Below are 19,366 nucleotides of genomic sequence, written 5' to 3'. Positions count from 1 at the left end.
AAGTCGATTTCGGTTGTCAGGCTCAAGCCTGACCCACAACGGGTGTGTAGTTTGTTGTAGGGAGGGCTTTTAGCCTTGCGCAGCTGTTAGGTTGATGTCGATTGTCGGGCTAAAGCCTGACCTACAACGGGTGTGTAGTTTGTTGTAGGCAAGGCTTTTAGCCTTGCGCAGCTGTTAGATTGATGTCGGTTGTCAGGCTGAAGCCTGACCTACAACGGGTGTGTAGTTGATTGTTGTAGGCAAGGCTTTAGCCTTGCGCAGCTGTTAGATTGATGTCGATTGTCAGGCCAAAGCCTGATCTACAACGGATGTGTAGTTTGTTGTTGTAGGCAAGGCTTTTAGCCTTGCGCAGCTGTTAGATTGATGTCGGTTGTCAGGCTAAAGCCTGACCCACAACCAGTGTGTGGTTTAGTTTTTGTAGGCAAGGCTTGTAGCCTTGCGCGGGTGTGAGGTCGGTTTCGATTGTCAGGCTAAAGCCCGACCTACAACGGGTGTGTAGTTGGTTGTTGTCGGCAAGGCCTTTAGCCTTGCGCAGGTGTGAGGCCGGTTTCCATTGTCAGGCTAAAGCCCGACCTACAACCAAATTTTCTGTAGCTCTTGCCACTGCTTATCAAATTGACCACTGGGTTTAATCGTGAAATTAGAGCGTACAAACTGGTTCATTTTCCCTTCAACAAACGCTAGGAAAAGGTTTGCTAAGGTTCCCTCGTCACTTGCAAAGGCCTTACCCTCACGCAATTTACGTTCACGTAAAACCTGTTTGAACTGGGTTTCTAGCTTTTCAAATAGACTCTGAATGCGTTCACGTAATCGTTCGTTTTCGCCTTGCAGTGCATCACCAGTGAGAATTCGAGTAATCCCAGGGTTCTTTTCTGCAAACGCTAACAGTAGCATCAAAATGTTGTAGACACGGCTTTGCGTTTCTTTCTCGTTCTCTAAGATTAAGTTAATGCGAGACAGCAAGGTGTCTTCAATAAACTCAATTAATCCCTCGAACATACGCGCTTTGCTAGGAAAGTGGCGATAGAGGGCTGCTTCTGAAACGCCTACTTCGGCGGCCAATTTGGCGGTAGTGATACGCTGACCGGGACTAGTTTCCAGCATTTGCGCGAGTGATTGTAAAATCTGCTCTTTACGGTTAGTGCGACGTGAGGCAGCCATGGCGTTCCTTTTTAACAACTTTGGTGGTCACTGACCTTTATTATGAACGCCATATTAATGCTTTGTGAGGTCCCTTTCCAGTCTTTTGCGACCTTTACACTAACTTTGTAGCAATTGCTTCGATGACAGTAAGTGCTAACTTATCTTTTTTCATAAGCGCAATGCTTTGTGTGCTGTCATGACTAAATAAGGTCAGGGCATTATTATCGCTGTTAAACCCTTGCCCTTGTACCGAAACATCATTAGCGCAAATCATATCTAGTTTTTTATTCTTTAATTTACCCTGTGCATAGGTGGCGACATCTTGTGTTTCCGCAGCAAAACCAACAGTAAACGGCCTATTCTCAGACAGCGCAGCAACATCAGCAATAATATCCGGGTTTTTCACTAGTGTGAGGGTGAGTTCATCGCCTTGCTTTTTCATTTTCTGCTCGGCGATATCAGCAGCACGATAATCGGCTACGGCAGCGCAGCCAATGAAAATATCGGAGCTTGGCGCCAAAGCGAGTGCTTGTTGGTGCATTTGTTGTGCGCTTTGTACATCAATGCGCGTGACTCCGACAGGCGTTGGTAAATTAACCGGGCCGGAAATCAGATTCACTGTTGCTCCCATTGCCACCCCCGCAGCGGCTAAGGCATAGCCCATTTTACCTGAGCTATGGTTAGAGATGTAACGCACAGGGTCGAGTGCTTCACGGGTGGGACCGGCGGTGATGGTGAGGGTTTTCCCCGCTAATAACGGCTGTACTGTAGGGGCACACACTAACTCAACAAGCTCGTTGGGCTCGAGCATACGCCCGGCTCCTACATCACCACAGGCTTGCTCGCCCGCACCTGGGCCCCAAATGGCAATGTCTCGCTGTGCTAAGGTGGCTAAGTTCGCTTGCGTTGCCGCATGAGCATACATTTGCTGGTTCATGGCGGGAGCGATAGCAACTTTAGCTGGAGTGGCCAGCAACAAAGTAGTGAGCAGGTCATCGGCAATACCGGCCGCCATTTTGGCAATGATATTGGCTGTCGCAGGGGCAACGAGAATCAAGTCGGCCCATTTAGCAAACTCAATATGGCCCATCGCTGCTTCGGCCTGAGGATCGAGCAGTGAATCAGAAACAACTTCTCCTGATACCGCTTGCATCGTGAGCGGGGTGATAAAATGTTTAGCGCTGTCAGTTATAACCACTTTGACCTCACAACCGCGTTCTTTCAGCCGTCGGGTTAGCTCTGCACATTTGTATGCGGCGATGCCGCCACTGATCCCAAGGACCACCTTTTTATTTTGCATAACAATAGACAATATCGCTTGTGTGACAGCTTAGAAGATACCAGATGTGCCGCTATTGCACTATAGTTGAGAAAGGTTCATAAGCGCAAAAGCCAAGGAATGCCCATGCGACTCACTGACTTACCAGCCCAGCAACGGCCTAGGGAGAAATTACTTACTCAGGGTGCCGGGGCACTGAGTGATGCCGAATTACTCGCTATCTTTTTTAGAACGGGCATTGCCGGTTGCAATGCTATTGACCTAGCCCAACAGATACTCAGCCAAAGCCAAGGGTTGCATACTTTGTTGGCTGCTGAACATGACCATTTCTGCCGTTTTAAAGGTATGGGCACTGCTAAGTATACGCAATTGCAGGCGGCAATTGAGTTGGCGCGGCGATATTTACAAACAAGTTTGGAACGAGCGCTCAGCTTTGACTCACCACAAGCGGTGCAAGATTATCTCAAGTTAGAATTAAAAGGGCTGCAACGGGAAGTCTTTTTAGTGTTGTTTGTTGATGCCCAACACCGTTTAATAAGCACAGAAACGTTGTTTCAAGGCACCATAGATGCAGCGTCGGTATACCCCAGAGAAGTGGTTAAAGCAGCACTCAAGCATAATGCCGCTGCCGTTATTTTTGCGCATAATCATCCCAGCGGTATCGCCGAGCCGAGCCAGGCCGATGAAGTCATTACCCGCAAGCTAATACAAGCTCTTGGTTTGGTGGATATTCGTGTGCTCGATCATTTAGTGATAGGTGGTTGCCACGCGGTCTCTTTTGCCGAGCGTGGCCTACTGTAGCTATTTGTGCAATTTAAATGCAGTTTTTGCTTTCCCTTTGCTGCGTTGATCTTTATAATTAGCCGCTATCAAATTTACATATGAGCTGATTCTGAGATCAGGTTTCTTGATCTTTGCCTGTCTATGCTGTATAAAGAGCGCCCTTCGATTTATCCCGGGGCAGTATACAAAAAGGCCGTAAGGGAAAATTAAGCTCGAGCGAAGTTATTGGAGATAAATAGACATGTCTAAAGTCTGTCAAGTTACAGGTAAGCGCCCAGTGGTAGGTAACCACCGCTCACACGCGCGCAACGCGACTAAGCGTCGTTTCCTACCTAACCTACAAACTCACCGTTTTTGGGTTGAAAGCGAAAAACGCTTTGTATCACTACGTACTACTACTAAAGGTATGCGTATCATCGACAAAAAAGGCATCGACGCGGTACTGACTGATATCCGTGCTCGCGGCGAAAAAGTTTAAGGAGCCTGAGTCATGCGCGATAAGATTCGTCTAGTTTCAACTGCCGGTACTGGTTTTTTCTACACTACCGACAAAAACAAGCGTAACATGCCTGAAAAAATGGAAATCAAAAAATACGATCCTAAAGCTCGTAAGCACGTGATTTTCAAAGAAGCAAAAATCAAGTAATCTGATTTTAAGCGTACGCTTCCAAATTTGAAAACCCGACTTTATGTCGGGTTTTTTGTTGGCTGTAATTGTGGATTCTTGGTCGGTGGGTTTTGCTGTGCATCTTTCACCATCGACATTTTTGGTGGCTGCAGAGCAACAACCTTCTCACCACTGGCTGGTGGATTCTCCATTTGCGCGGTAATAATGCGAACCACTTTTTCGTTACCAATAATAAACAGCGGAATCGCTTCGCTATTTACTTCTTGATATTGTTGCCAGTCAAATTCATCACTTAATCGAGTCGCACTGACCTTACCGCCTTTGGCTATCAGGCTACTGAGCTTGGCATAAGAACCATTCTCGCCAAATAGAATTTGTCGAGAGAGGAAAGTAGCACTGTCTTTATTGGCTTTCGCGTGGTTTTGTGATGATTTGAGTGAGAATACTCGGTTTTCGCTAAATAAGTGGCTAAAGTATTGCACCCCTAATGCGTTGTGATGGCGGTTAGGTGAAAGTGCCAACACCTTACTGATGCTTGTTAGTGGCAGATACCGCTCGGCATGTTCCGATTGCGGATTACCATAATAGCAGGGCAAACCATCCATACGGGCCATTTTACAGTTTTCCCATGCCGGATCGGAGAGGTGCACATCGATATCTTGCTCTTTTAGGCCACAGGCTATAGCTCTGGCAACGTGGTTCGCACCAATGATGAGTAAGGTCGAGGGAGCAGGTTGGCGGACCCCGAGCATTTTGGCTAACGGGATGGCGGTGAGGCTATTTAAAACCACAGTGACAATTATCACCGTGAAGATTAAGGGCACCATTTTATTGGCATCCACAATACCGGCATCGGCCATACTGAGCGCAAACACCGAGCCGACAGCGGCGGCAACAATACCGCGAGGCGCAATCCATGCCAGTATCAGCCGTGATTTGACGGGCAAGTCACTGCCATAAGTAGAAATTAAAATATTCAGTGGTCGAGCGACAAACAGCACAATGGCCAAAAAGATAAAGACTTGTGCATCCAGAGCCAGTAAATCTTCAAGCTTGAGGCGTGCTGCCAGCAAAATAAACAAGCTAGAGATAAGAATCATCGACAGGTCTTCTTTAAATTCAAGCACCGAGTCAATTTCCAAATCGTCTTGGTTCGCAAGCCAAATACCAAATACCGTCACCGCTAGCAACCCAGACTCATGACTGAGATGGTTCGAGACGGTAAAGCTGATAAGCACTAGCGCAAGAATACCAAACTTATGCAGCTCATAAGGGAGCCATTCGCGACGAATCAATTGCGTTGTTAACCATCCTGCGGCAGCACCGAGCGAAAAGCCCACACTCAGCGTGGTGACCAATGCCCCTAAGGTGTGACTAAACACATCGCTTTGCCCCACTAACATCACCGCCTCGAACACTAACACAGCGAAGAGCGCACCGATGGGGTCAATCACAATACCTTCCCAGCGCAGCACTCGGTCAATGTCTTGAGTGGGGCGCATGGCGTTAAGTAGGGGCGCGATAACCGTGGGCCCGGTAACGACCAATACTGCGCCTAGCACTGCTGCAACACGCCAATCGAGCTCAAGCAACCAATAAGCACTTAAGCTGACGACTAGGCAGGTTATGAGCATGCCAATGGAGCACAGGTTGCGCACCACCTTACCAATGCCCTTTAGCTCCCTAAAGTGGAGCGTGAGCGCGCCCTCAAAAAGAATAATCGCCACCGATAAGGACACCACTGGAAACAGTAAGTCGCCAAGGAGTTCGTCGGGCTCGAGTAACGAGGTGGTTGGCCCAAGTAATAAGCCAGTGAGTAAAAGAAATAAAATAGCGGGAACACGGAAGGCCCAGGCGAGCCATTGCGCAATAACACTACATAAAGCAATTCCTGCAATATAAATTGCTGACATAAAGACCCTTATTATCTGTCCATGAAAACTCAGTATGAGATAAGCAGAGCGTGATGACAACGTTTTGCTACATCAGTCAAACACGCATAACTACCCACCTTTTAACGTGAGATATAGCGAAGCTGATTACTCTTTAAGTAAAAAAGAGCCTTAGATCACTAAAAATTCATAATAGGTCAAAATTTTATGTATTCATCGCTAGAGTGCATTTTTACGCGCTTAGGGGCTATTTCAATGCGCTATAAATAGCATGAATACTGGCTATGACTAAGTTTTGACCTTGATTTTTATATCTAAATCCGCATAATAACGTTCGTAGACAAATTATTAGAGTGCTAATTAATTGTGGTTTTTAGCCAGCCTCGTCGTACGCAACCGCTGTTATCACAGCGTAAACCACAACTGTTAGTGCTTTCCTTTTAATTGGTTTTGGAACAGCTTGATGCCTGTGCTTGTTAGCGTTGGGTAGGTAAAGCCGTAAGCAAAATTTAGCGTCGCCCCAGTTGTTATATCGCGACGCTTTTTATTGCCCAAAACTAAAGTCCACCTAGGGTGGCCAAACAGGATAAGGAATGCATTTTTATACATATCTCTCTCTCGCATTGTATTTTTTAGCCATGCTTGGCATTGGCTTGTTCGCTTATCGCAACTCCACAAGTGATATTTCTGGCTACATTCTAGGTGGCCGTCAAGTGAGCCCTCATGTGACTGCCTTGTCTGCAGGAGCATCGGATATGAGTGGTTGGATGCTAATGGGCTTGCCAGGAGCCATGTTCTTAACTGGTTTCGACACCGTGTGGATTGCACTGGGCTTGGTTTTAGGTGCACTGGCCAATTATTTATTAGTTGCACCGCGTCTGCGGGTGTACACAGAAATGGCCGATGATGCACTGACGCTACCGGACTTCTTCGATAAGCGTTTTAATATGAGCAAAGGGCCGATTCGCGTGATTTCAGCGGCAGTGATCATCTTGTTCTTTACGCTCTATACCTCGGCAGGGTTAGTTGCAGGCGGGAAGCTGTTTGAATCGGCATTCGGTTTAAGCTACCACCTTGGCTTAATCATTACCGTTTCGGTGGTTGTGGCCTACACTTTATTAGGTGGCTTTTTAGCCGTGAGCATGACCGACTTTGTCCAAGGCTGCATTATGTTTGTGGCATTAATACTCGTGCCGATTGTGGCTTACATGCAGTTTAATGGCAGTGCCGATATGCTTAATTTTGCGCAGCAATCAATTCCAAGTTTTAGCGAATCTTGGCAGAGCATCACCTTGCTGGGCATAGTATCAAGCTTGGCTTGGGGATTAGGTTATTTTGGCCAGCCTCATATCATTGTGCGCTTTATGGCGATTCGCTCGGTAAAAGATATTAAAACGGCGCGTAATATTGGTATGAGCTGGATGACAGTCACCATTTTAGGTTCGCTAGGAACAGGCTTAGTTGGGGTTGCTTATGCCAACAAATTTGGTTTGCAAGTGGCTGACCCAGAGACAATTTTCGTTATTTTTTCGGAAATTTTGTTCCACCCTCTGATTAGCGGCTTTTTACTCGCCGCGATTTTAGCGGCGATCATGAGCACCATCTCATCACAGCTGTTGGTGTCATCAAGCTCGCTGACCGAGGACGTATACCGTGCTTTTTCAAAAACTGAGGTAGAGCAAAAAACCTTAGTAAAAATCGGCCGGATAGGGGTTTTCGCCGTGGCACTCGTTGCTACCTTACTGGCACTGGACAAATCTAATAGCATTTTGTCATTGGTCAGTAATGCCTGGGCTGGTTTCGGTGCCGCATTTGGCCCATTAGTATTATTTAGCCTGTGTTGGTCGAAAATAACCCACCAAGGCGCGCTCGCTGGAATCGTTGTCGGCGCAGCAACTGTTTTATTCTGGATATTTGCACCAGTGCTTAGTGACGGGGGCACGCTAAGCAGTGTTATTTACGAAATTGTTCCCGGATTTATCGCAAGTTCACTTGCAATCGTTGTGGTGAGTAAGCTTTCTCAGGCACCGTCAGCCGAGGTGAAAGAAACTTTTCATGCAACTGAGCAAAAACTTGAGCAACTTAGCTAAAGCTAGTAAGGAAAGTAATCGCAATGCAAAATTTTAAATGGCAACGCATCGTACTCAAAGTAGGCAGTGCCTTAATTGCACCCGAGCAAAATGGCTGTAGTTCACGCTATTTACTCACCATAGCTCAGTTTATTGTTCGTTGCCGCGCCCAAGGTATTGAAGTTATTTTGGTGTCATCAGGCTCTGTGGCTGCGGGCTCACACTTATTCCCAGAGGATAAGCCGCGCTCTGTAGCACTTAAAAAAGCAATGGCAGCCGCTGGGCAAATGGAGATGATGGCAACATGGGATCGCTTTTTTGATTTCCCATCAGCACAGATTCTGCTAACGCACGGTGATTTACGTGACCGTGAGCGTTACACCAGTGTACGCGACACCATTTTTACCTTGCTTGATCACGGTGTTCTACCTGTCATCAACGAAAATGACACGGTGACTACTGATGATTTGAAAGTAGGTGATAACGACAACTTATCAGCTATGGTAGCAGCGGCTGCTGATGCCGACGCATTAATGATTTTCTCAGATGTGGATGGCCTTTATGACAAGAATCCTAACTTGCATACCGACGCTGTGCTGTTACCTGAGATCAGTGAAATTGATGAATCTATTTACGCCATGGCTGGGTGTGCTACCAGTGCTGTAGGCACCGGCGGCATGAAAACCAAAATCGAGGCGGCAGAAAAAGCCACTTCCCATGGTATTACTACATTTATTCTAAATGGCTTTAAAGAGCAGACCTTTAACTTGTTGTTAGAAGGTAAAAACCCGGGCACTATCTTCTTGCCGTATGAAAAACCAATGCAAGAGGCAGTCCATTGGCGTACACATACCGCCAGTGAGCAGGGTGAGGTGATTGTTGAAGGTGACTTCAGCGAGCCATTAGATGAAAACGCCGAGCAGATTAACCCGCAAGGCATTATCGAGGTTCGGGGCGAGTTCTCCGTTGGCGACACTATTTTGGTGCGCAGCGACGACGGCACTAAGCTGGCTAAGGCACGAGCAAACTACAGTAGCTGTTTGCTGAACTTTATTGCCGAGAATGAAACCAGTGAGTTTAGCGATGAAGCACAAGATTCCATCGGCCCGATTATTTCAGACGAAGACATTGCAGTATTGGAGAAATCATGAGTTTAGTTAAGGATATTTCAGCTCAAGCAGCAAAAGCCGCTAAGGTGCTTGCTCTGCTTGATACAGAGAGTAAAAACAACGTACTTAAAGAAATGGCTGAGGCACTGCGTGCCAATAAAGAGCATATTAAGGCGGAAAACGAATCAGATCTTGCCAATGCGCGAGACAACAACTTAGCTGCAGCCATGGTCGACCGTTTGACGCTGACCGATGAGCGTATTGAAGATATGGCCGTGGGCATTGAAACCATTGCCGATCTCGATGACCCAGTAGGTCAGTTGCGTTCATTGGGTGAGCGCCCCAATGGTATCAAAATCAATAAAATGCGAGTGCCTCTTGGGGTGATTTGCATGATTTATGAAGCCCGTCCAAACGTAACAGCGGATGCTGGCGCACTGTGCTTCAAATCAGGTAATGCGGTTATTTTGCGTGGTGGTAAAGAGGCTTTAGCGTCAAGTAAAGCCATTGCCAGTGTACTGCACAGTGTGCTTGAGAAACACAACTTGCCGACGGCGCTTATCTCAGTGATCCCTGATCCAGACCGTGGCCTGTTGATGGATCTTATGCAGCAGCGTGACACCATTGACTTGATTATTCCTCGCGGCGGCGAAGGGCTGATTAATTTTGTGACTGAAAACAGTACCGTACCGGTTATTCAGCACTTTAAAGGGGTGTGTCACCTGTATGTTGATAAAGATGCAGACCTTGATGTGGCGATGAACCTGTTGCTGAACGGTAAGACTCAGCGTACCGGTGTGTGTAACGCGCTAGAGGGCTTAGTTGTGCACCAAGAGGTGGCAGAGGCGTTTTTAGCTCGTGCGGCAAAAGAGCTTGAAGCAAAAGGTGTGCGTGTTAATGCTGATGCTCAAGCAGCGAAATTCTTCAGCAATGCGAATGTCATTGGCGATGATGAATTTGGTGAAGAGTACCTTGATCTTGAAATCGCGGTACGTATCGTTGCTGACTTTGATGCAGCCGTGGCGCATATTGATCGCTTTGGTAGCTTCCACACCGAAGTTATTTGTACCAAAGACGAGCAAACTGCCAACTTGTTCCAGCGCAGTGTTGATGCGTCAGTCGTGATGGTAAATGCCTCCTCACGTTTCTCTGATGGTTCGCAGCTAGGTCTAGGCGCTGAAATCGGCATCGCAACCACTAAGTTGCACGCTTACGGGCCTATGGGCCTAGAGTCATTGACCACAGAAAAATACTTAGTGAATGGTGAAGGACAAATTCGTAGCTAATCACGACTAAGATTTAAAAAGCCCAGCTTAGTGCTGGGCTTTTTTGTGCTCTAAAGGTTATTTTACGAAGCGCTCTAGCTCGCTTTGAGTGGTGCGGGTTAGGTGCTCTGAGCGTGCGCATTGCTCTGCGGCTTGGTCTATTTGCGCTTTTGCGTCTTCACCTAAGGTTTTAATTTGCTCCACCGATTGCTGAGTATTGGCCTGGGTTTGCTCCAGTTCATGCACTGCTGCGACAATATCCTGCAATTGTTGTTGGTTTTTCTCAAAGTCTTGCACTAGTTCACTAAAGCCTGAAGCCGTGTTACCGATTGCTTGTTCAGCGCTTGAAGAGTGCTCAATAAGTTGCTCTGACTCTTGGTTAGTATCGCTTACCAGAGTGCCCATTTTATTAATAAAGTCGCTAATTTGCTGGGTCGCATCACTGACTTTAAGTGATAGTGAGCGAACCTCATCAGCAACGACAGCAAAGCCTCTGCCTGCTTCACCGGCGCGAGCAGCTTCAATGGCTGCATTAAGGGCGAGCAGGTTAGTTTGATCGGCAAACCCTTCGACCATTTGCAAAATACTGCGAATGTTCTCTGAGTTTTCTTTCAAGCCTGCAACGGTGTCGGCAAATCGCCCTAATAGCTGCGTGATCTTATGAATTTGCGATACCAATTGGCTAAGCTCTTCAGATGAAGTGCGTACAAAGGTGAGGTTCTCACTGTTGTCACTGAACACTGCATCCGTATTGGCGACGATTTGCTCTAGGCTATGCGTGACTTGCGTGGTGCTCGCTGCAATCTCACTACTAAATTGTAATTGTCGAGCTCCCAATTCAGCTGTGTTTTGCATGGATAAATTGACCTGCTGATTGCTATCAGCAGCTTGGGCTGCACCTTCATAGGTGGTATTTAAAAGGGCGCTTAGATGGTGTACAAACTTATTATATTGCTCTGATAAGTCACGAAATTCATCATACGTGAATTGGGGTAATCGCGCATTTAAGTTGGCATCTTGTTGATTGACTTGCTCTAACGTATCGCGCATCGCTTGCACTGGGCGCACGATTAAATGGCGCATATAGAACACCGTAAAAATAAAACCACCGACGACTAATAGCGAGATCACCGCAAACAGCGCCAAACCTTGTTCTTGAGCGCTCAGTTCGCGATACAGCCAAACTAAAGTAAGTAACTGTAAAGCAAACAAAAAGCTAAGGTTGCCAACAATCTTACGAGTTAGCGTATAAAAAAATGTTTCTTCAATATAATTGTACATGCGCATAAACCAACTCATTGATGAGGGCTCCGTTTGCCTGAGTAGACGTCAATGTATACATGCTCAGTATTGTATAAAGCAAAAGATTTTCAAGTGTTTAGCGATGAAGTAAGCGCCTAGCTAGGCATCATTCGCTAAAATCATCTTAGTATTGCATGGGTAATTGGTGAAAATGCCATCAACTCCCAGTGCTCGCATATCAAGAATATCTTCTTTCTTATCTACAGTATAAGCATAGACCTCGAGCCCGCGCTGTTTCGCATCGGCGACAAACTCGTGGTTTACGAAGTTTTTGTCTAAGTGCAAGCTATACGCATGCAAGCGTTGAGCAAACTCAGCGTAGTTGAGCGGGATAGAGGAAGTCAGCGCCCCAATTTTCACCCAAGGTAGATGTTGCTTCAACCATACGAGTTGATGGTGATCAAAAGAAGAGACAATAAGCTGCTCTCGCTGTAATAAACCCTGTTGTACATTGTGCTCTAGGGTAGCAACGAACTTATCGAGTGAGAATGTGTGTTTAAGTTCTAGGTTTAGTAAGGTCTTATTCCCTATCCAGTCGATCATGTCTTGCAGCCCCGGCACGCGCTGTCCTTGGCCGGCATCATAACGTTGAATTTCTGCTAAAGGGGTTTTATTGACCTTGCCTTGACCTGAGGTGGTTCTATCAAGCCAGGTATCATGAATGATGACATAGTCATCAAGACAGCTTTGTAGGTCGACTTCTATACCATCGACGCCCACAGAAAGGGCACTTTCTATGGCGATTTGCGTATTTTCCGGGTAGTTACCGCTGGCACCGCGATGAGCAAATACTTTCATTTCTTATCAGTCCGTCTAGCAGGGTCATTGCTATCTTTGTTGATGGCAATCAATTTATCAAGGGCATTTATCGCGATTGTCGAGATACTGACCAAGTCTCAAAAAATGCTGCACTGACAACCAGCATACCGCCTATCAGCGTGGCGATGTCTGGACGCTCTTGCAATAAAATAAAGGCCAAAATGGTGGCATAGAGGGGCTGTAAGCAAGAGATAAGCCCAGCCGTTGTTGCACTGAGTTGGCGCAACGAGGCGGCAAACAATGCATGGGGAGTGGCTGTAAATACAATGGCGACCAAAAACAGCAGAGCAATATCACGCTGCGTAACGGCCATGGGGGGAACCTCAACAAAGGCACATAGCATTAGACTGGCGACCAAGGTTTGATAAAACATGGTTTGCGGGCCGCCATAGTGGTTGAAGTACTGGCGCTGCAAAATATTACGAAGGGCAAAGCATAATGCAGAAAACACCCCGGTCGCTATGCCCAAAGTGACATCATTTCCCAGTGTTGCTTCTGGTATGAGTAAGTAAATTCCGACACTGACGGCAATGGCACTGATCATATCCTTAAGCTTGGGCAAAGCGCGATGAAAAAGCGGTTCAATCATAACGGTTAGAACCGGATAACTAAAAAACGCGATAATGCCGATGGTGATCCCGGCAAGCTGCATTCCAGCAAAATAGGTTACCCAGTGCACGCCAACGATGGCACCGAGTGCCAGTGCTATTAGATAGTCTTTGGTGCTTCTTAGGGCGATGGGCTGGCGCATTGCACCGAGCATGATAACTAAGGCAAAGGCTGCGATTGCGGTGCGATATACGGTGATATCTAACGCTGGCAGGTGAATTAACTTGGCGAATAAGGCGGTGCCACCAAACAGTAGAACCGCTGTATGCAAAAAGAATAAGCTTTGTTTGTGAGAGCTCATAGCGCGTCAAAGGCTGTTTTTTTGCCAGCATACCATGAGCTATATAACAAAGCAGGTGCTGACAAATGTCATCTGCTATTGATGACAAAGGTGACTGCGCAGCGGATGGTAAATAAGCAATGATAAAGATGTCCAAACAACAGGAGAGACATCATGAAAATAACCATTATCGCTTTGGCACTTATCAGCGCCGTGACCACTTCGACCTTTGCCAGCTCAACCGATGTGCAACACATTGAGCAAGCAGCAGCCACTCTAGATATACAAGAGCTACGCTTACATAGTCAATCAGCTCAGGGTTACGAGCAAGGCTTGGCCTATTACCGCTTGAGTATGAGTCAGTACTTGCAAGCACAACAGCAGGCGGCGCAGCAAAGCCTGGAGATGGCGCAGCAGAGCTTAGAACAACTTCTCGCTGAGCCTTTGTCAGATACCGAATTAGGCGAGGCCAAAGCTTTGCTGGCCCAAGTGTATGGCTTCAAAATCACCTTTAACCCTCTCAAAGGGGCGTACTACGGGCCTAAAGCTGGTAAGTTATTATCCCAAGCAGAGCGTCTTGCACCTAATAGTCCGCGTGTACACCTTATAAAAGGTGTTAGTGCTTATAACACCCCGTCCATGTTTGGCGGTTCAAAACAACAGGCCTTGCGTGATTTTAATAAAGCAGTGTTATTGTTCTCTCAGCAACAGGACACTCGCTATGGGTGGGGAGAGGCAGAAACCTACACATGGCGTGGGCTAACACAAAAGGAGCTTGGCCATGGCGAGCAAGCCTTAGCCGACTGGCAGCAGGCGCTGCAAGTGAACCCTGATTATGGCTGGGCGAAAATGCTTATCGCTAAAAATCAGTAGATTATGAGCACAAGCCCATCAGCGCGGTGGTATTGATAACCACCGCCGCTTGTTATTTACTAGCTCATACAGCGTCATGGTCGCTCTATGAGTTAAAGGCCACAGGAAAACCGTTATATGCTTTACTCCTACACTATCGCACAAAACCAGAAGCCTTTTTGGAACTGGATGCCACTTATTTTCTCAAGTTTTTACTTTTTACCTTTAATCATGGCGAGCGATTATTTTTCGTCGGCACAGATCGCGTTAGCCATCGTCGCTTACATTGTTTTTGTCGGGCTGTATGGCTTCGCTCTTCGGGTTAAAGGGAGCAAGCTCGTTGCCTGTGTGATTGCCATGCTGGTGCTGTGTATTGCAGCAACGGCTATCACCCCTGGAAGCCAGGCATTATTTGGTTTTATCGCGTTTTTATGTGGTTTTCACTTTATTGGCTGGCAAGGGAAAGCTGCGTTAGTGATTATTTTACTGGGCGCGACCCTAAGTGGCGTGGTCTTTGCCCCGGCGCAGCTCGGTTATTACTTGCTTCCGGCGGTGGTAGTCAGTATTGGTATTTTCTTTTTTGGTGTCTTTGAGCGCCGCGAGCGTCAGCATGCACGAGCTAAAGCACGTAGCGAGCAACAAATTGAGCATATTGGCGCGGTGGCTGAGCGTGAGCGCATCGCTCGCGATCTCCATGACTTACTAGGGCATTCGCTATCAAGTATTGCCTTAAAATCAGAGCTCGCGCAAAAAATGCTTGATGCCAAAGAAAGTGAGCGAGCCAGCGTCGAGATCAACGAGGTAAGTCAGTTGGCTCGAGACTTACTCAGCGAAGTGCGCCAGGCGGTGGCGGGGATGAAGCAAATGGGCCTGGGTGGAGTGTTAGAAACCATTACTAAAAATTTGCAAAGCCAGAACATTCAATGCCATGTTGGGCCAGCGCCACGCTTGCCGAGCACGATTGAGAGTGCACTGTGCTTTATCTGCAAAGAAGCGGCAACCAATGTTATACGCCATAGCAAGGCGACTCACTTTGGGGTTGAGTTCAAAGAGACTGATAGCTATTGGCAAGCGAGTATGTTCGATAATGGCAAAGAAACGAACGTCTCTTTTGGCAACGGACTTAAGGGCATTCAAACACGCTGTGAGCAGTTAGGTGGTGAACTCGACATCAACACTGAGCAAGGCGTGCGTTTAACATGCACATTTTTAAAATAAGGGGGCGGCGATGATACGCGTTGTTGTTATAGAGGATCAGGCGCTAGTGCGTAATGCCATTGTTGCTTTACTAAATTTAGACCCTTTTATTGAAGTGGTTGGTGAAGCCAGTGACGGCCAATCAGCGCTCACATTATTGACTGAAGTACGGGCTGATTTACTACTCAGCGATATTGAAATGCCCAATATGAGTGGCTTGGAGCTGGCCGAGCAAGTCACCCATGAAGGTATACAAATCGTGATTATGACAACATTTTCTAAATCTGGTTATATTCGCCGCGCACTGGATGCGGGTGTACGCGGATTTATTCTCAAAGAAGCGTCCAGTGATTATCTAATCGATGCATTAAAGAAAGTCCATCAAGGGCAAAAAGTTATCGACCCAGAGTTGGCATTGTTAGCGCTGGAGGATAATAACCCGCTAAGTCGTAAAGAAAGTGCCGCACTTAAGCTCACCGAAGAAGGGCTAAAAACCAGTGATATCTCCGCGCAGCTCTATTTAAGCGAAGGCACGGTACGCAATTATCTCAGTGAAGCGATTAGTAAGTTAAATGCCTCCAATCGCAGTGATGCAGCGCGTATCGCCAGACAAAAAGGATGGTTGTAAATAATAACACTTACGGCTGTCTGGCCAGTGGGCTTGGATGCCAGACTATAAAAGTAATAAAAAGAAAGGAAATGGTGGAGCTAAGCAGGGTGAGAAACGCTCCAAAAAAGCACTGCTTTTTTAGTTTTGAACGCGAGGTAAGGACACCGAGCCGGGGGATGGGCTTGGATGCCAGACTAAGAAAATAATAAAACAAGAAGGAAATGGTGGAGCTAAGCAGGGTGAAAAACGCTCGAAAAAAGCACTGCTTTTTTAGTTTTGAACGCGAGGTAAGGATACCGAGCCGGGGGATGGGCTTGGATGCCAGACTATAAAAATAATAAAAAAGAAAGGAAATGGTGGAGCTAAGCAGGGTGAAAAACGCTCGAAAAAAGCACTGCTTTTTTAGTTTTGAACGCGAGGTAAGGATACCGAGCCGGGGGATAGGCTTGGATGCCAGACTATAAAAATAATAAAAAAGAAAGGAAATGGTGGAGCTAAGCAGGATCGAACTGCTGACCTCCTGCGTGCAAGGCAGGCGCTCTCCCAGCTGAGCTATAGCCCCACTAAAAAGTGGCTTGTCCGTTAGGACGTTTGGTATTTTATTAATTTTACTTTCAAGGTCAAGTACCGCATCAAAAAAATCACGCAAACCTAAACATTATCTTTATCTGATGCACGCACTAAGGTGCGGGCTGTCGCTTCGTGACAATACGCTCCCCAAAGCGCGGGGGCTTTGATACAGTAGGGAAAGTTAATAATAAGAATGTCTTTATCATGTATAAATTAATCACGGTGGCCTTGTTTTATTGCGCTTTAACGGCCTGCTCATCATCTTATGATGAACCCGAATATGAGGTGCAGTCACAGCAGTTTTACGGCAAAACCACAGAGCAAGGGCAGAAAATATTTGCCTATGTTATTACTGTCAAAGCCAGCCGCAGAGAAATGCTCGACCCGGATGAAGCCATCACTCGCCGTGAGTTTGAACGTTATGCTGAAAAAGAGTACTTCGAAGAATCGCGGGTGCTGAAGCTGCAACTTGAAGATCAAGGTGCCGCAGCCCTAAAAAAAGAGCTCGATGAGCGCCAGTATTGCCCCGGTGACTATGAAATAACACAAGTGCTATGGCGCGATTTAAGTGTGCAGTTGCGCGGTGAGTGCCTGTAATGAGTCGTGCTATTGCAGCGCTGGAGGCGCTTTTTACGGCTTTGGATATCACTTGTGAGAAGCTCTCTCACCCGCCCTTAGCTACGGCACAAGCGGCCGACAACATTGCCTTAGAGCGCCCCGGAGTGAGGCTAAAAAATCTATTTTTACGAGACAACTATGGCCGCCGGCATTTTTTACTGATCACCGCCCATGACGCGCAGGTGGATCTCAAAGCGCTTTCTACAGCGCAGCAAGTATCGCGTCTTGGCTTTGCATCGAATGAGCGGTTAGAGCGTTATTTAGGCGTACACCCCGGGTGTGTATCAATGTTGGCATTGATGAATGACCCTGAAAATCAGGTCGAATTATGGCTAGATGAGGCCATTTGGCAGAACACTCCACCTGGTACGCTTTATCACTGCCATCCTTTTGACAATCGTTATACTTGGCTGGTGGCCAAGCAGGACTTACTGCGTCTGTTCAGGCATTGGCAGCATCAAGTGCAGGTTTTGTCGGTTCCCAAACGTTGTGGCACGGCGATGAGTAAGTAGCCACATAGACACACAAGTAGTAAACACCCTAAAAAAGCACGCTCACCGTAGGCTTGATACAACAACCCGGGAACAAACGAGCCCAGTGCGCCGCCGCTGTAGTAAAAAGACACATACACTCCATTGGTGAGGCTGGCGCTGGCGCTGCTGAGGCGGTTTACTAGCGGAGCCGCGGTGGCATGAATAATAAACATCGATGCACAAAAACAGGTAAAGGCAACGAGGAAAGCCGGCAAACTATGCCAAAACATCAGCGCAATGGTGGCGCTGTAGCCTAAAAATACCGTGGCCAATAAACTGAAAATATTCGCACAGCGTTTTTGCAAATAGGGAGTAACAAAGGTCGTTAACGCTCCTAATAGGTAACCGCTATAAACTAAACCAATATTTTTGGTATTGGTCATGGCGTAGGTACTGCGCAAAATAAAGGGCAAATAATTCAACAGCGCTGCAAAACAGAAAAACATACAAAAAACACTGGCGTAAAGCGTAAGTATGCGCGTATTTAACAGTGCGCTAAGGTTACCCCGCAGTGGTGTATGGGCTTGGCGTATGGGCGCCCGATGGGCGCGAATGCATGCAGCGAGTGCCAACAATAACAGTGAATTAAGCCAAAAAAAGCTTTGCCAGCTGAGATACTCAGCGAATCCAGCTGCTAAGGCGCGACCTAAAAAGCCACCAGCGATGGTACTGCCAATATAACCGCTCATTTTTTTGCTCACTTCAGCGCCTTGGTAGCGTATCGCAATACTGGCCGTCATCGCGGTGAGTGCGGCGGGCAGTGCCAAACCTTGAATTAATCGCAGCGCTTGCAACTGCCAAAATTGCTCGGTGAGTGGTATCAAGGCGTTGGTTAAGGCGAGCGTGACCATCACTACTTGGAGCACCCGGTATAAGTTGCGGCGATTGAGAATGACCCCATAAAGTAAAGGAGCAATGGCCAAAGGGGCCATGGTCAGGGTCATGAGCGAGCCAGCAGTGGCCGGGGATACTTGATAATGCTGTGCGAACAGCGCCAAAAGGGGTTGTACGGCGTAAAGAATAAAAAAAGTAAAGACCGAGCAGGTCAGTAACAACCAATAAGACATAAACCCAAGTACATAAAATGAGTAGCTGCAGCATCAGTGTATCATAAGTTCAGGGGCAAACCTTGGCTTGCGCTTAGTCAAAGTTTCTCGCAATCACTTCTGTTACTGTCATTTCCGAAAATGATGAGTAAAATAACCTTATTCAGTTCGTATTTTACAAGTGATAGTTATGGGGTCATTACAAGATCAGCTTCTTAAAGCCGGGCTAACCAACGAGCACAAAGCTAAACTGGCCAAGTCGGAAAAGCGTAAAGCACAAAAGAAAAAGAAGAAAAAAGGCGCCACTAGCGACCAAAGTGATTTGCAAAAGCACATTGAGCAAACCAAACAAGCGCAGCAAGAAAAAGCTAATCAGCTAAATGAGCAGCGCCAACAGGAGCTTAAAGAGCGAGAGCAGGTTGCACGGGTAAAACAAATTCTTGAACATCACAATCAAGATGAGATTCGCGGTGAGCTTACTTTCAACTTCACCTACGACAATAAAATTAAAGAAATTGATGTTAATGCACAAACCCAGCAGGCGCTGGCAAAAGGGCGCTTAGCCATTTGCGTATTAGAAGGCCAGTTTTATGTGCTGCAAGATGAGCCAGCCCGTAAAATAGCCGAGGTCGATGAAAAATATATTGTTTTCCATGTGGAAAATGAGGACGACCAAAAAGACGAGGACGATCCGTACGCAGACTACGAAGTACCTGATGATCTAATCTGGTAGTCAAAGGCGACGGCACGAGCACAGTAGTC

The 19,366-nt window shown here is 46.9% G+C and carries 19 protein-coding genes and 1 tRNA gene; 12 read left to right on the top strand and 8 right to left on the bottom strand.

The genetic code is table 11. From position 1 onward, the window contains the following. Window positions 1–573: 573 nt before the first annotated feature. Together slmA and coaBC are read right to left on the bottom strand one after the other, a co-directional pair. On the bottom strand, window positions 574–1,161 hold the full coding sequence (gene slmA / locus MHM95_RS09310; protein ID WP_022946032.1) for a nucleoid occlusion factor SlmA: 588 nt from the start codon (window positions 1,159–1,161) through the stop codon (window positions 574–576). Between the two features lie 94 nt (window positions 1,162–1,255). Further along, complete coding sequence (gene coaBC / locus MHM95_RS09305) at window positions 1,256–2,443, bottom strand: bifunctional phosphopantothenoylcysteine decarboxylase/phosphopantothenate--cysteine ligase CoaBC (protein WP_239385097.1); 1,188 nt, start codon at window positions 2,441–2,443, stop codon at window positions 1,256–1,258. Window positions 2,444–2,548: 105 nt separating this feature from the next. Between coaBC and radC the strand changes: the two genes are divergently transcribed. The 3 genes from radC to rpmG all read left to right on the top strand — a co-directional run bounded on the left by radC (window position 2,549) and on the right by rpmG (window position 3,851). After that, window positions 2,549–3,223 (top strand): DNA repair protein RadC, encoded by a 675-nt coding sequence (gene radC, locus MHM95_RS09300; protein ID WP_022946034.1) that lies wholly within the window; start codon window positions 2,549–2,551, stop codon window positions 3,221–3,223. A 223-nt stretch (window positions 3,224–3,446) separates the two neighbouring features. Next, window positions 3,447–3,683, top strand: a complete 237-nt coding sequence (gene rpmB / locus MHM95_RS09295) for a 50S ribosomal protein L28 (protein ID WP_022946035.1) — start codon at window positions 3,447–3,449, stop codon at window positions 3,681–3,683. Window positions 3,684–3,695: 12 nt separating this feature from the next. Further along, on the top strand, window positions 3,696–3,851 hold the full coding sequence (rpmG, locus tag MHM95_RS09290; protein WP_022946036.1) for a 50S ribosomal protein L33: 156 nt from the start codon (window positions 3,696–3,698) through the stop codon (window positions 3,849–3,851). 41 nt (window positions 3,852–3,892) lie between these two features. On the opposite strand, the gene MHM95_RS09285 is transcribed toward rpmG, so the two are convergent. Next, entirely contained in the window at window positions 3,893–5,746 is a 1,854-nt protein-coding gene (locus tag MHM95_RS09285; RefSeq protein ID WP_022946037.1) for a sodium:proton antiporter, read from the bottom strand. Between the two features lie 572 nt (window positions 5,747–6,318). Between MHM95_RS09285 and putP the strand changes: the two genes are divergently transcribed. The 3 genes from putP to MHM95_RS09270 are packed head-to-tail and all read left to right on the top strand — an operon-like array spanning window position 6,319 to window position 10,189. Beyond that, window positions 6,319–7,815 (top strand): sodium/proline symporter PutP, encoded by a 1,497-nt coding sequence (gene putP, locus MHM95_RS09280; protein WP_045980355.1) that lies wholly within the window; start codon window positions 6,319–6,321, stop codon window positions 7,813–7,815. A gap of 23 nt (window positions 7,816–7,838) precedes the next feature. Next, window positions 7,839–8,945 (top strand): glutamate 5-kinase, encoded by a 1,107-nt coding sequence (proB, locus tag MHM95_RS09275; protein ID WP_022946039.1) that lies wholly within the window; start codon window positions 7,839–7,841, stop codon window positions 8,943–8,945. Next, window positions 8,942–10,189 (top strand): glutamate-5-semialdehyde dehydrogenase, encoded by a 1,248-nt coding sequence (locus MHM95_RS09270; protein WP_022946040.1) that lies wholly within the window; start codon window positions 8,942–8,944, stop codon window positions 10,187–10,189. The genes proB and MHM95_RS09270 overlap by 4 nt, the downstream gene beginning before the upstream one ends. Before the next feature lie 57 nt (window positions 10,190–10,246). On the opposite strand, the gene MHM95_RS09265 is transcribed toward MHM95_RS09270, so the two are convergent. The 3 genes from MHM95_RS09265 to MHM95_RS09255 all read right to left on the bottom strand — a co-directional run bounded on the left by MHM95_RS09265 (window position 10,247) and on the right by MHM95_RS09255 (window position 13,199). Next, on the bottom strand, window positions 10,247–11,467 hold the full coding sequence (locus MHM95_RS09265; RefSeq protein ID WP_172972691.1) for a methyl-accepting chemotaxis protein: 1,221 nt from the start codon (window positions 11,465–11,467) through the stop codon (window positions 10,247–10,249). 102 nt (window positions 11,468–11,569) lie between these two features. Then, window positions 11,570–12,268 carry a glycerophosphodiester phosphodiesterase family protein gene (locus MHM95_RS09260; RefSeq protein WP_239385096.1) on the bottom strand — a complete coding sequence of 233 codons (699 nt, stop codon included), beginning with the start codon at window positions 12,266–12,268 and terminating at the stop codon, window positions 11,570–11,572. Between the two features lie 67 nt (window positions 12,269–12,335). After that, window positions 12,336–13,199, bottom strand: a complete 864-nt coding sequence (locus MHM95_RS09255; RefSeq protein ID WP_022946043.1) for a DMT family transporter — start codon at window positions 13,197–13,199, stop codon at window positions 12,336–12,338. 153 nt (window positions 13,200–13,352) lie between these two features. Between MHM95_RS09255 and MHM95_RS09250 the strand changes: the two genes are divergently transcribed. The 3 genes from MHM95_RS09250 (at window position 13,353) to MHM95_RS09240 (ending at window position 15,855) form a co-directional block, all read left to right on the top strand. After that, window positions 13,353–14,051, top strand: a complete 699-nt coding sequence (locus MHM95_RS09250; protein ID WP_045980353.1) for a tetratricopeptide repeat protein — start codon at window positions 13,353–13,355, stop codon at window positions 14,049–14,051. A gap of 117 nt (window positions 14,052–14,168) precedes the next feature. Then, the gene (locus tag MHM95_RS09245) at window positions 14,169–15,248 is read left to right on the top strand and encodes a sensor histidine kinase (protein WP_239385095.1); all 1,080 of its coding nucleotides are present in this window, start codon (window positions 14,169–14,171) and stop codon (window positions 15,246–15,248) included. A 10-nt stretch (window positions 15,249–15,258) separates the two neighbouring features. Then, on the top strand, window positions 15,259–15,855 hold the full coding sequence (locus MHM95_RS09240) for a response regulator transcription factor (protein WP_239385094.1): 597 nt from the start codon (window positions 15,259–15,261) through the stop codon (window positions 15,853–15,855). Window positions 15,856–16,323: 468 nt separating this feature from the next. Here the strand turns inward: MHM95_RS09240 and MHM95_RS09235 are convergent. Next, window positions 16,324–16,399 (bottom strand) — tRNA-Ala (locus tag MHM95_RS09235). 212 nt (window positions 16,400–16,611) lie between these two features. On the opposite strand from MHM95_RS09235, the gene MHM95_RS09230 reads away from it, so the two are divergent. Together MHM95_RS09230 and MHM95_RS09225 are read left to right on the top strand one after the other, a co-directional pair. Next, complete coding sequence (locus MHM95_RS09230) at window positions 16,612–17,004, top strand: hypothetical protein (protein ID WP_239385093.1); 393 nt, start codon at window positions 16,612–16,614, stop codon at window positions 17,002–17,004. Continuing rightward, window positions 17,004–17,537 (top strand): prolyl-tRNA synthetase associated domain-containing protein, encoded by a 534-nt coding sequence (locus tag MHM95_RS09225; protein WP_239385092.1) that lies wholly within the window; start codon window positions 17,004–17,006, stop codon window positions 17,535–17,537. Before MHM95_RS09230 ends, MHM95_RS09225 begins: the two co-directional genes overlap by 1 nt. On the opposite strand, the gene MHM95_RS09220 is transcribed toward MHM95_RS09225, so the two are convergent. Beyond that, a complete protein-coding gene (locus MHM95_RS09220; RefSeq protein ID WP_239385091.1) occupies window positions 17,483–18,625 on the bottom strand; it encodes an MFS transporter in 1,143 nt (380 codons plus the stop codon). The genes MHM95_RS09225 and MHM95_RS09220 overlap by 55 nt on opposite strands. A gap of 169 nt (window positions 18,626–18,794) precedes the next feature. On the opposite strand from MHM95_RS09220, the gene MHM95_RS09215 reads away from it, so the two are divergent. Continuing rightward, on the top strand, window positions 18,795–19,337 hold the full coding sequence (locus tag MHM95_RS09215) for a DUF2058 domain-containing protein (RefSeq protein ID WP_022945908.1): 543 nt from the start codon (window positions 18,795–18,797) through the stop codon (window positions 19,335–19,337). Window positions 19,338–19,366 lie beyond the last annotated feature (29 nt).

It is taken from the genome of Pseudoalteromonas sp. CnMc7-15 (genome assembly GCF_022347925.1).
Classification (GTDB): Bacteria; Pseudomonadota; Gammaproteobacteria; order Enterobacterales; family Alteromonadaceae; genus Pseudoalteromonas; species Pseudoalteromonas ruthenica.
The sequence above is the reverse complement of the archived record's forward strand: the minus strand, read 5'-3'. Positions and strand labels throughout refer to the sequence as shown.

What these genes read in the sequence shown, in the direction of transcription:
- MHM95_RS09230 (WP_239385093.1), top strand. Translation starts at nt 16,612, where the DNA reads ATGTATAAATTAATCACGGTGGCCTTGTTTTATTGCGCTTTAACGGCC.
- radC (WP_022946034.1), top strand. Translation starts at nt 2,549, where the DNA reads ATGCGACTCACTGACTTACCAGCCCAGCAACGGCCTAGGGAGAAATTA.
- MHM95_RS09260 (WP_239385096.1), bottom strand. Translation starts at nt 12,268, where the DNA reads ATGAAAGTATTTGCTCATCGCGGTGCCAGCGGTAACTACCCGGAAAAT.
- coaBC (WP_239385097.1), bottom strand. Translation starts at nt 2,443, where the DNA reads ATGCAAAATAAAAAGGTGGTCCTTGGGATCAGTGGCGGCATCGCCGCA.
- MHM95_RS09270 (WP_022946040.1), top strand. Translation starts at nt 8,942, where the DNA reads ATGAGTTTAGTTAAGGATATTTCAGCTCAAGCAGCAAAAGCCGCTAAG.
- rpmG (WP_022946036.1), top strand. Translation starts at nt 3,696, where the DNA reads ATGCGCGATAAGATTCGTCTAGTTTCAACTGCCGGTACTGGTTTTTTC.
- MHM95_RS09265 (WP_172972691.1), bottom strand. Translation starts at nt 11,467, where the DNA reads ATGAGTTGGTTTATGCGCATGTACAATTATATTGAAGAAACATTTTTT.
- MHM95_RS09240 (WP_239385094.1), top strand. Translation starts at nt 15,259, where the DNA reads ATGATACGCGTTGTTGTTATAGAGGATCAGGCGCTAGTGCGTAATGCC.
- slmA (WP_022946032.1), bottom strand. Translation starts at nt 1,161, where the DNA reads ATGGCTGCCTCACGTCGCACTAACCGTAAAGAGCAGATTTTACAATCA.
- MHM95_RS09285 (WP_022946037.1), bottom strand. Translation starts at nt 5,746, where the DNA reads ATGTCAGCAATTTATATTGCAGGAATTGCTTTATGTAGTGTTATTGCG.
- MHM95_RS09245 (WP_239385095.1), top strand. Translation starts at nt 14,169, where the DNA reads ATGCTTTACTCCTACACTATCGCACAAAACCAGAAGCCTTTTTGGAAC.
- proB (WP_022946039.1), top strand. Translation starts at nt 7,839, where the DNA reads ATGCAAAATTTTAAATGGCAACGCATCGTACTCAAAGTAGGCAGTGCC.
- MHM95_RS09225 (WP_239385092.1), top strand. Translation starts at nt 17,004, where the DNA reads ATGAGTCGTGCTATTGCAGCGCTGGAGGCGCTTTTTACGGCTTTGGAT.
- MHM95_RS09215 (WP_022945908.1), top strand. Translation starts at nt 18,795, where the DNA reads ATGGGGTCATTACAAGATCAGCTTCTTAAAGCCGGGCTAACCAACGAG.
- putP (WP_045980355.1), top strand. Translation starts at nt 6,319, where the DNA reads ATGCATTTTTATACATATCTCTCTCTCGCATTGTATTTTTTAGCCATG.
- MHM95_RS09250 (WP_045980353.1), top strand. Translation starts at nt 13,353, where the DNA reads ATGAAAATAACCATTATCGCTTTGGCACTTATCAGCGCCGTGACCACT.
- MHM95_RS09255 (WP_022946043.1), bottom strand. Translation starts at nt 13,199, where the DNA reads ATGAGCTCTCACAAACAAAGCTTATTCTTTTTGCATACAGCGGTTCTA.
- MHM95_RS09220 (WP_239385091.1), bottom strand. Translation starts at nt 18,625, where the DNA reads ATGTCTTATTGGTTGTTACTGACCTGCTCGGTCTTTACTTTTTTTATT.
- rpmB (WP_022946035.1), top strand. Translation starts at nt 3,447, where the DNA reads ATGTCTAAAGTCTGTCAAGTTACAGGTAAGCGCCCAGTGGTAGGTAAC.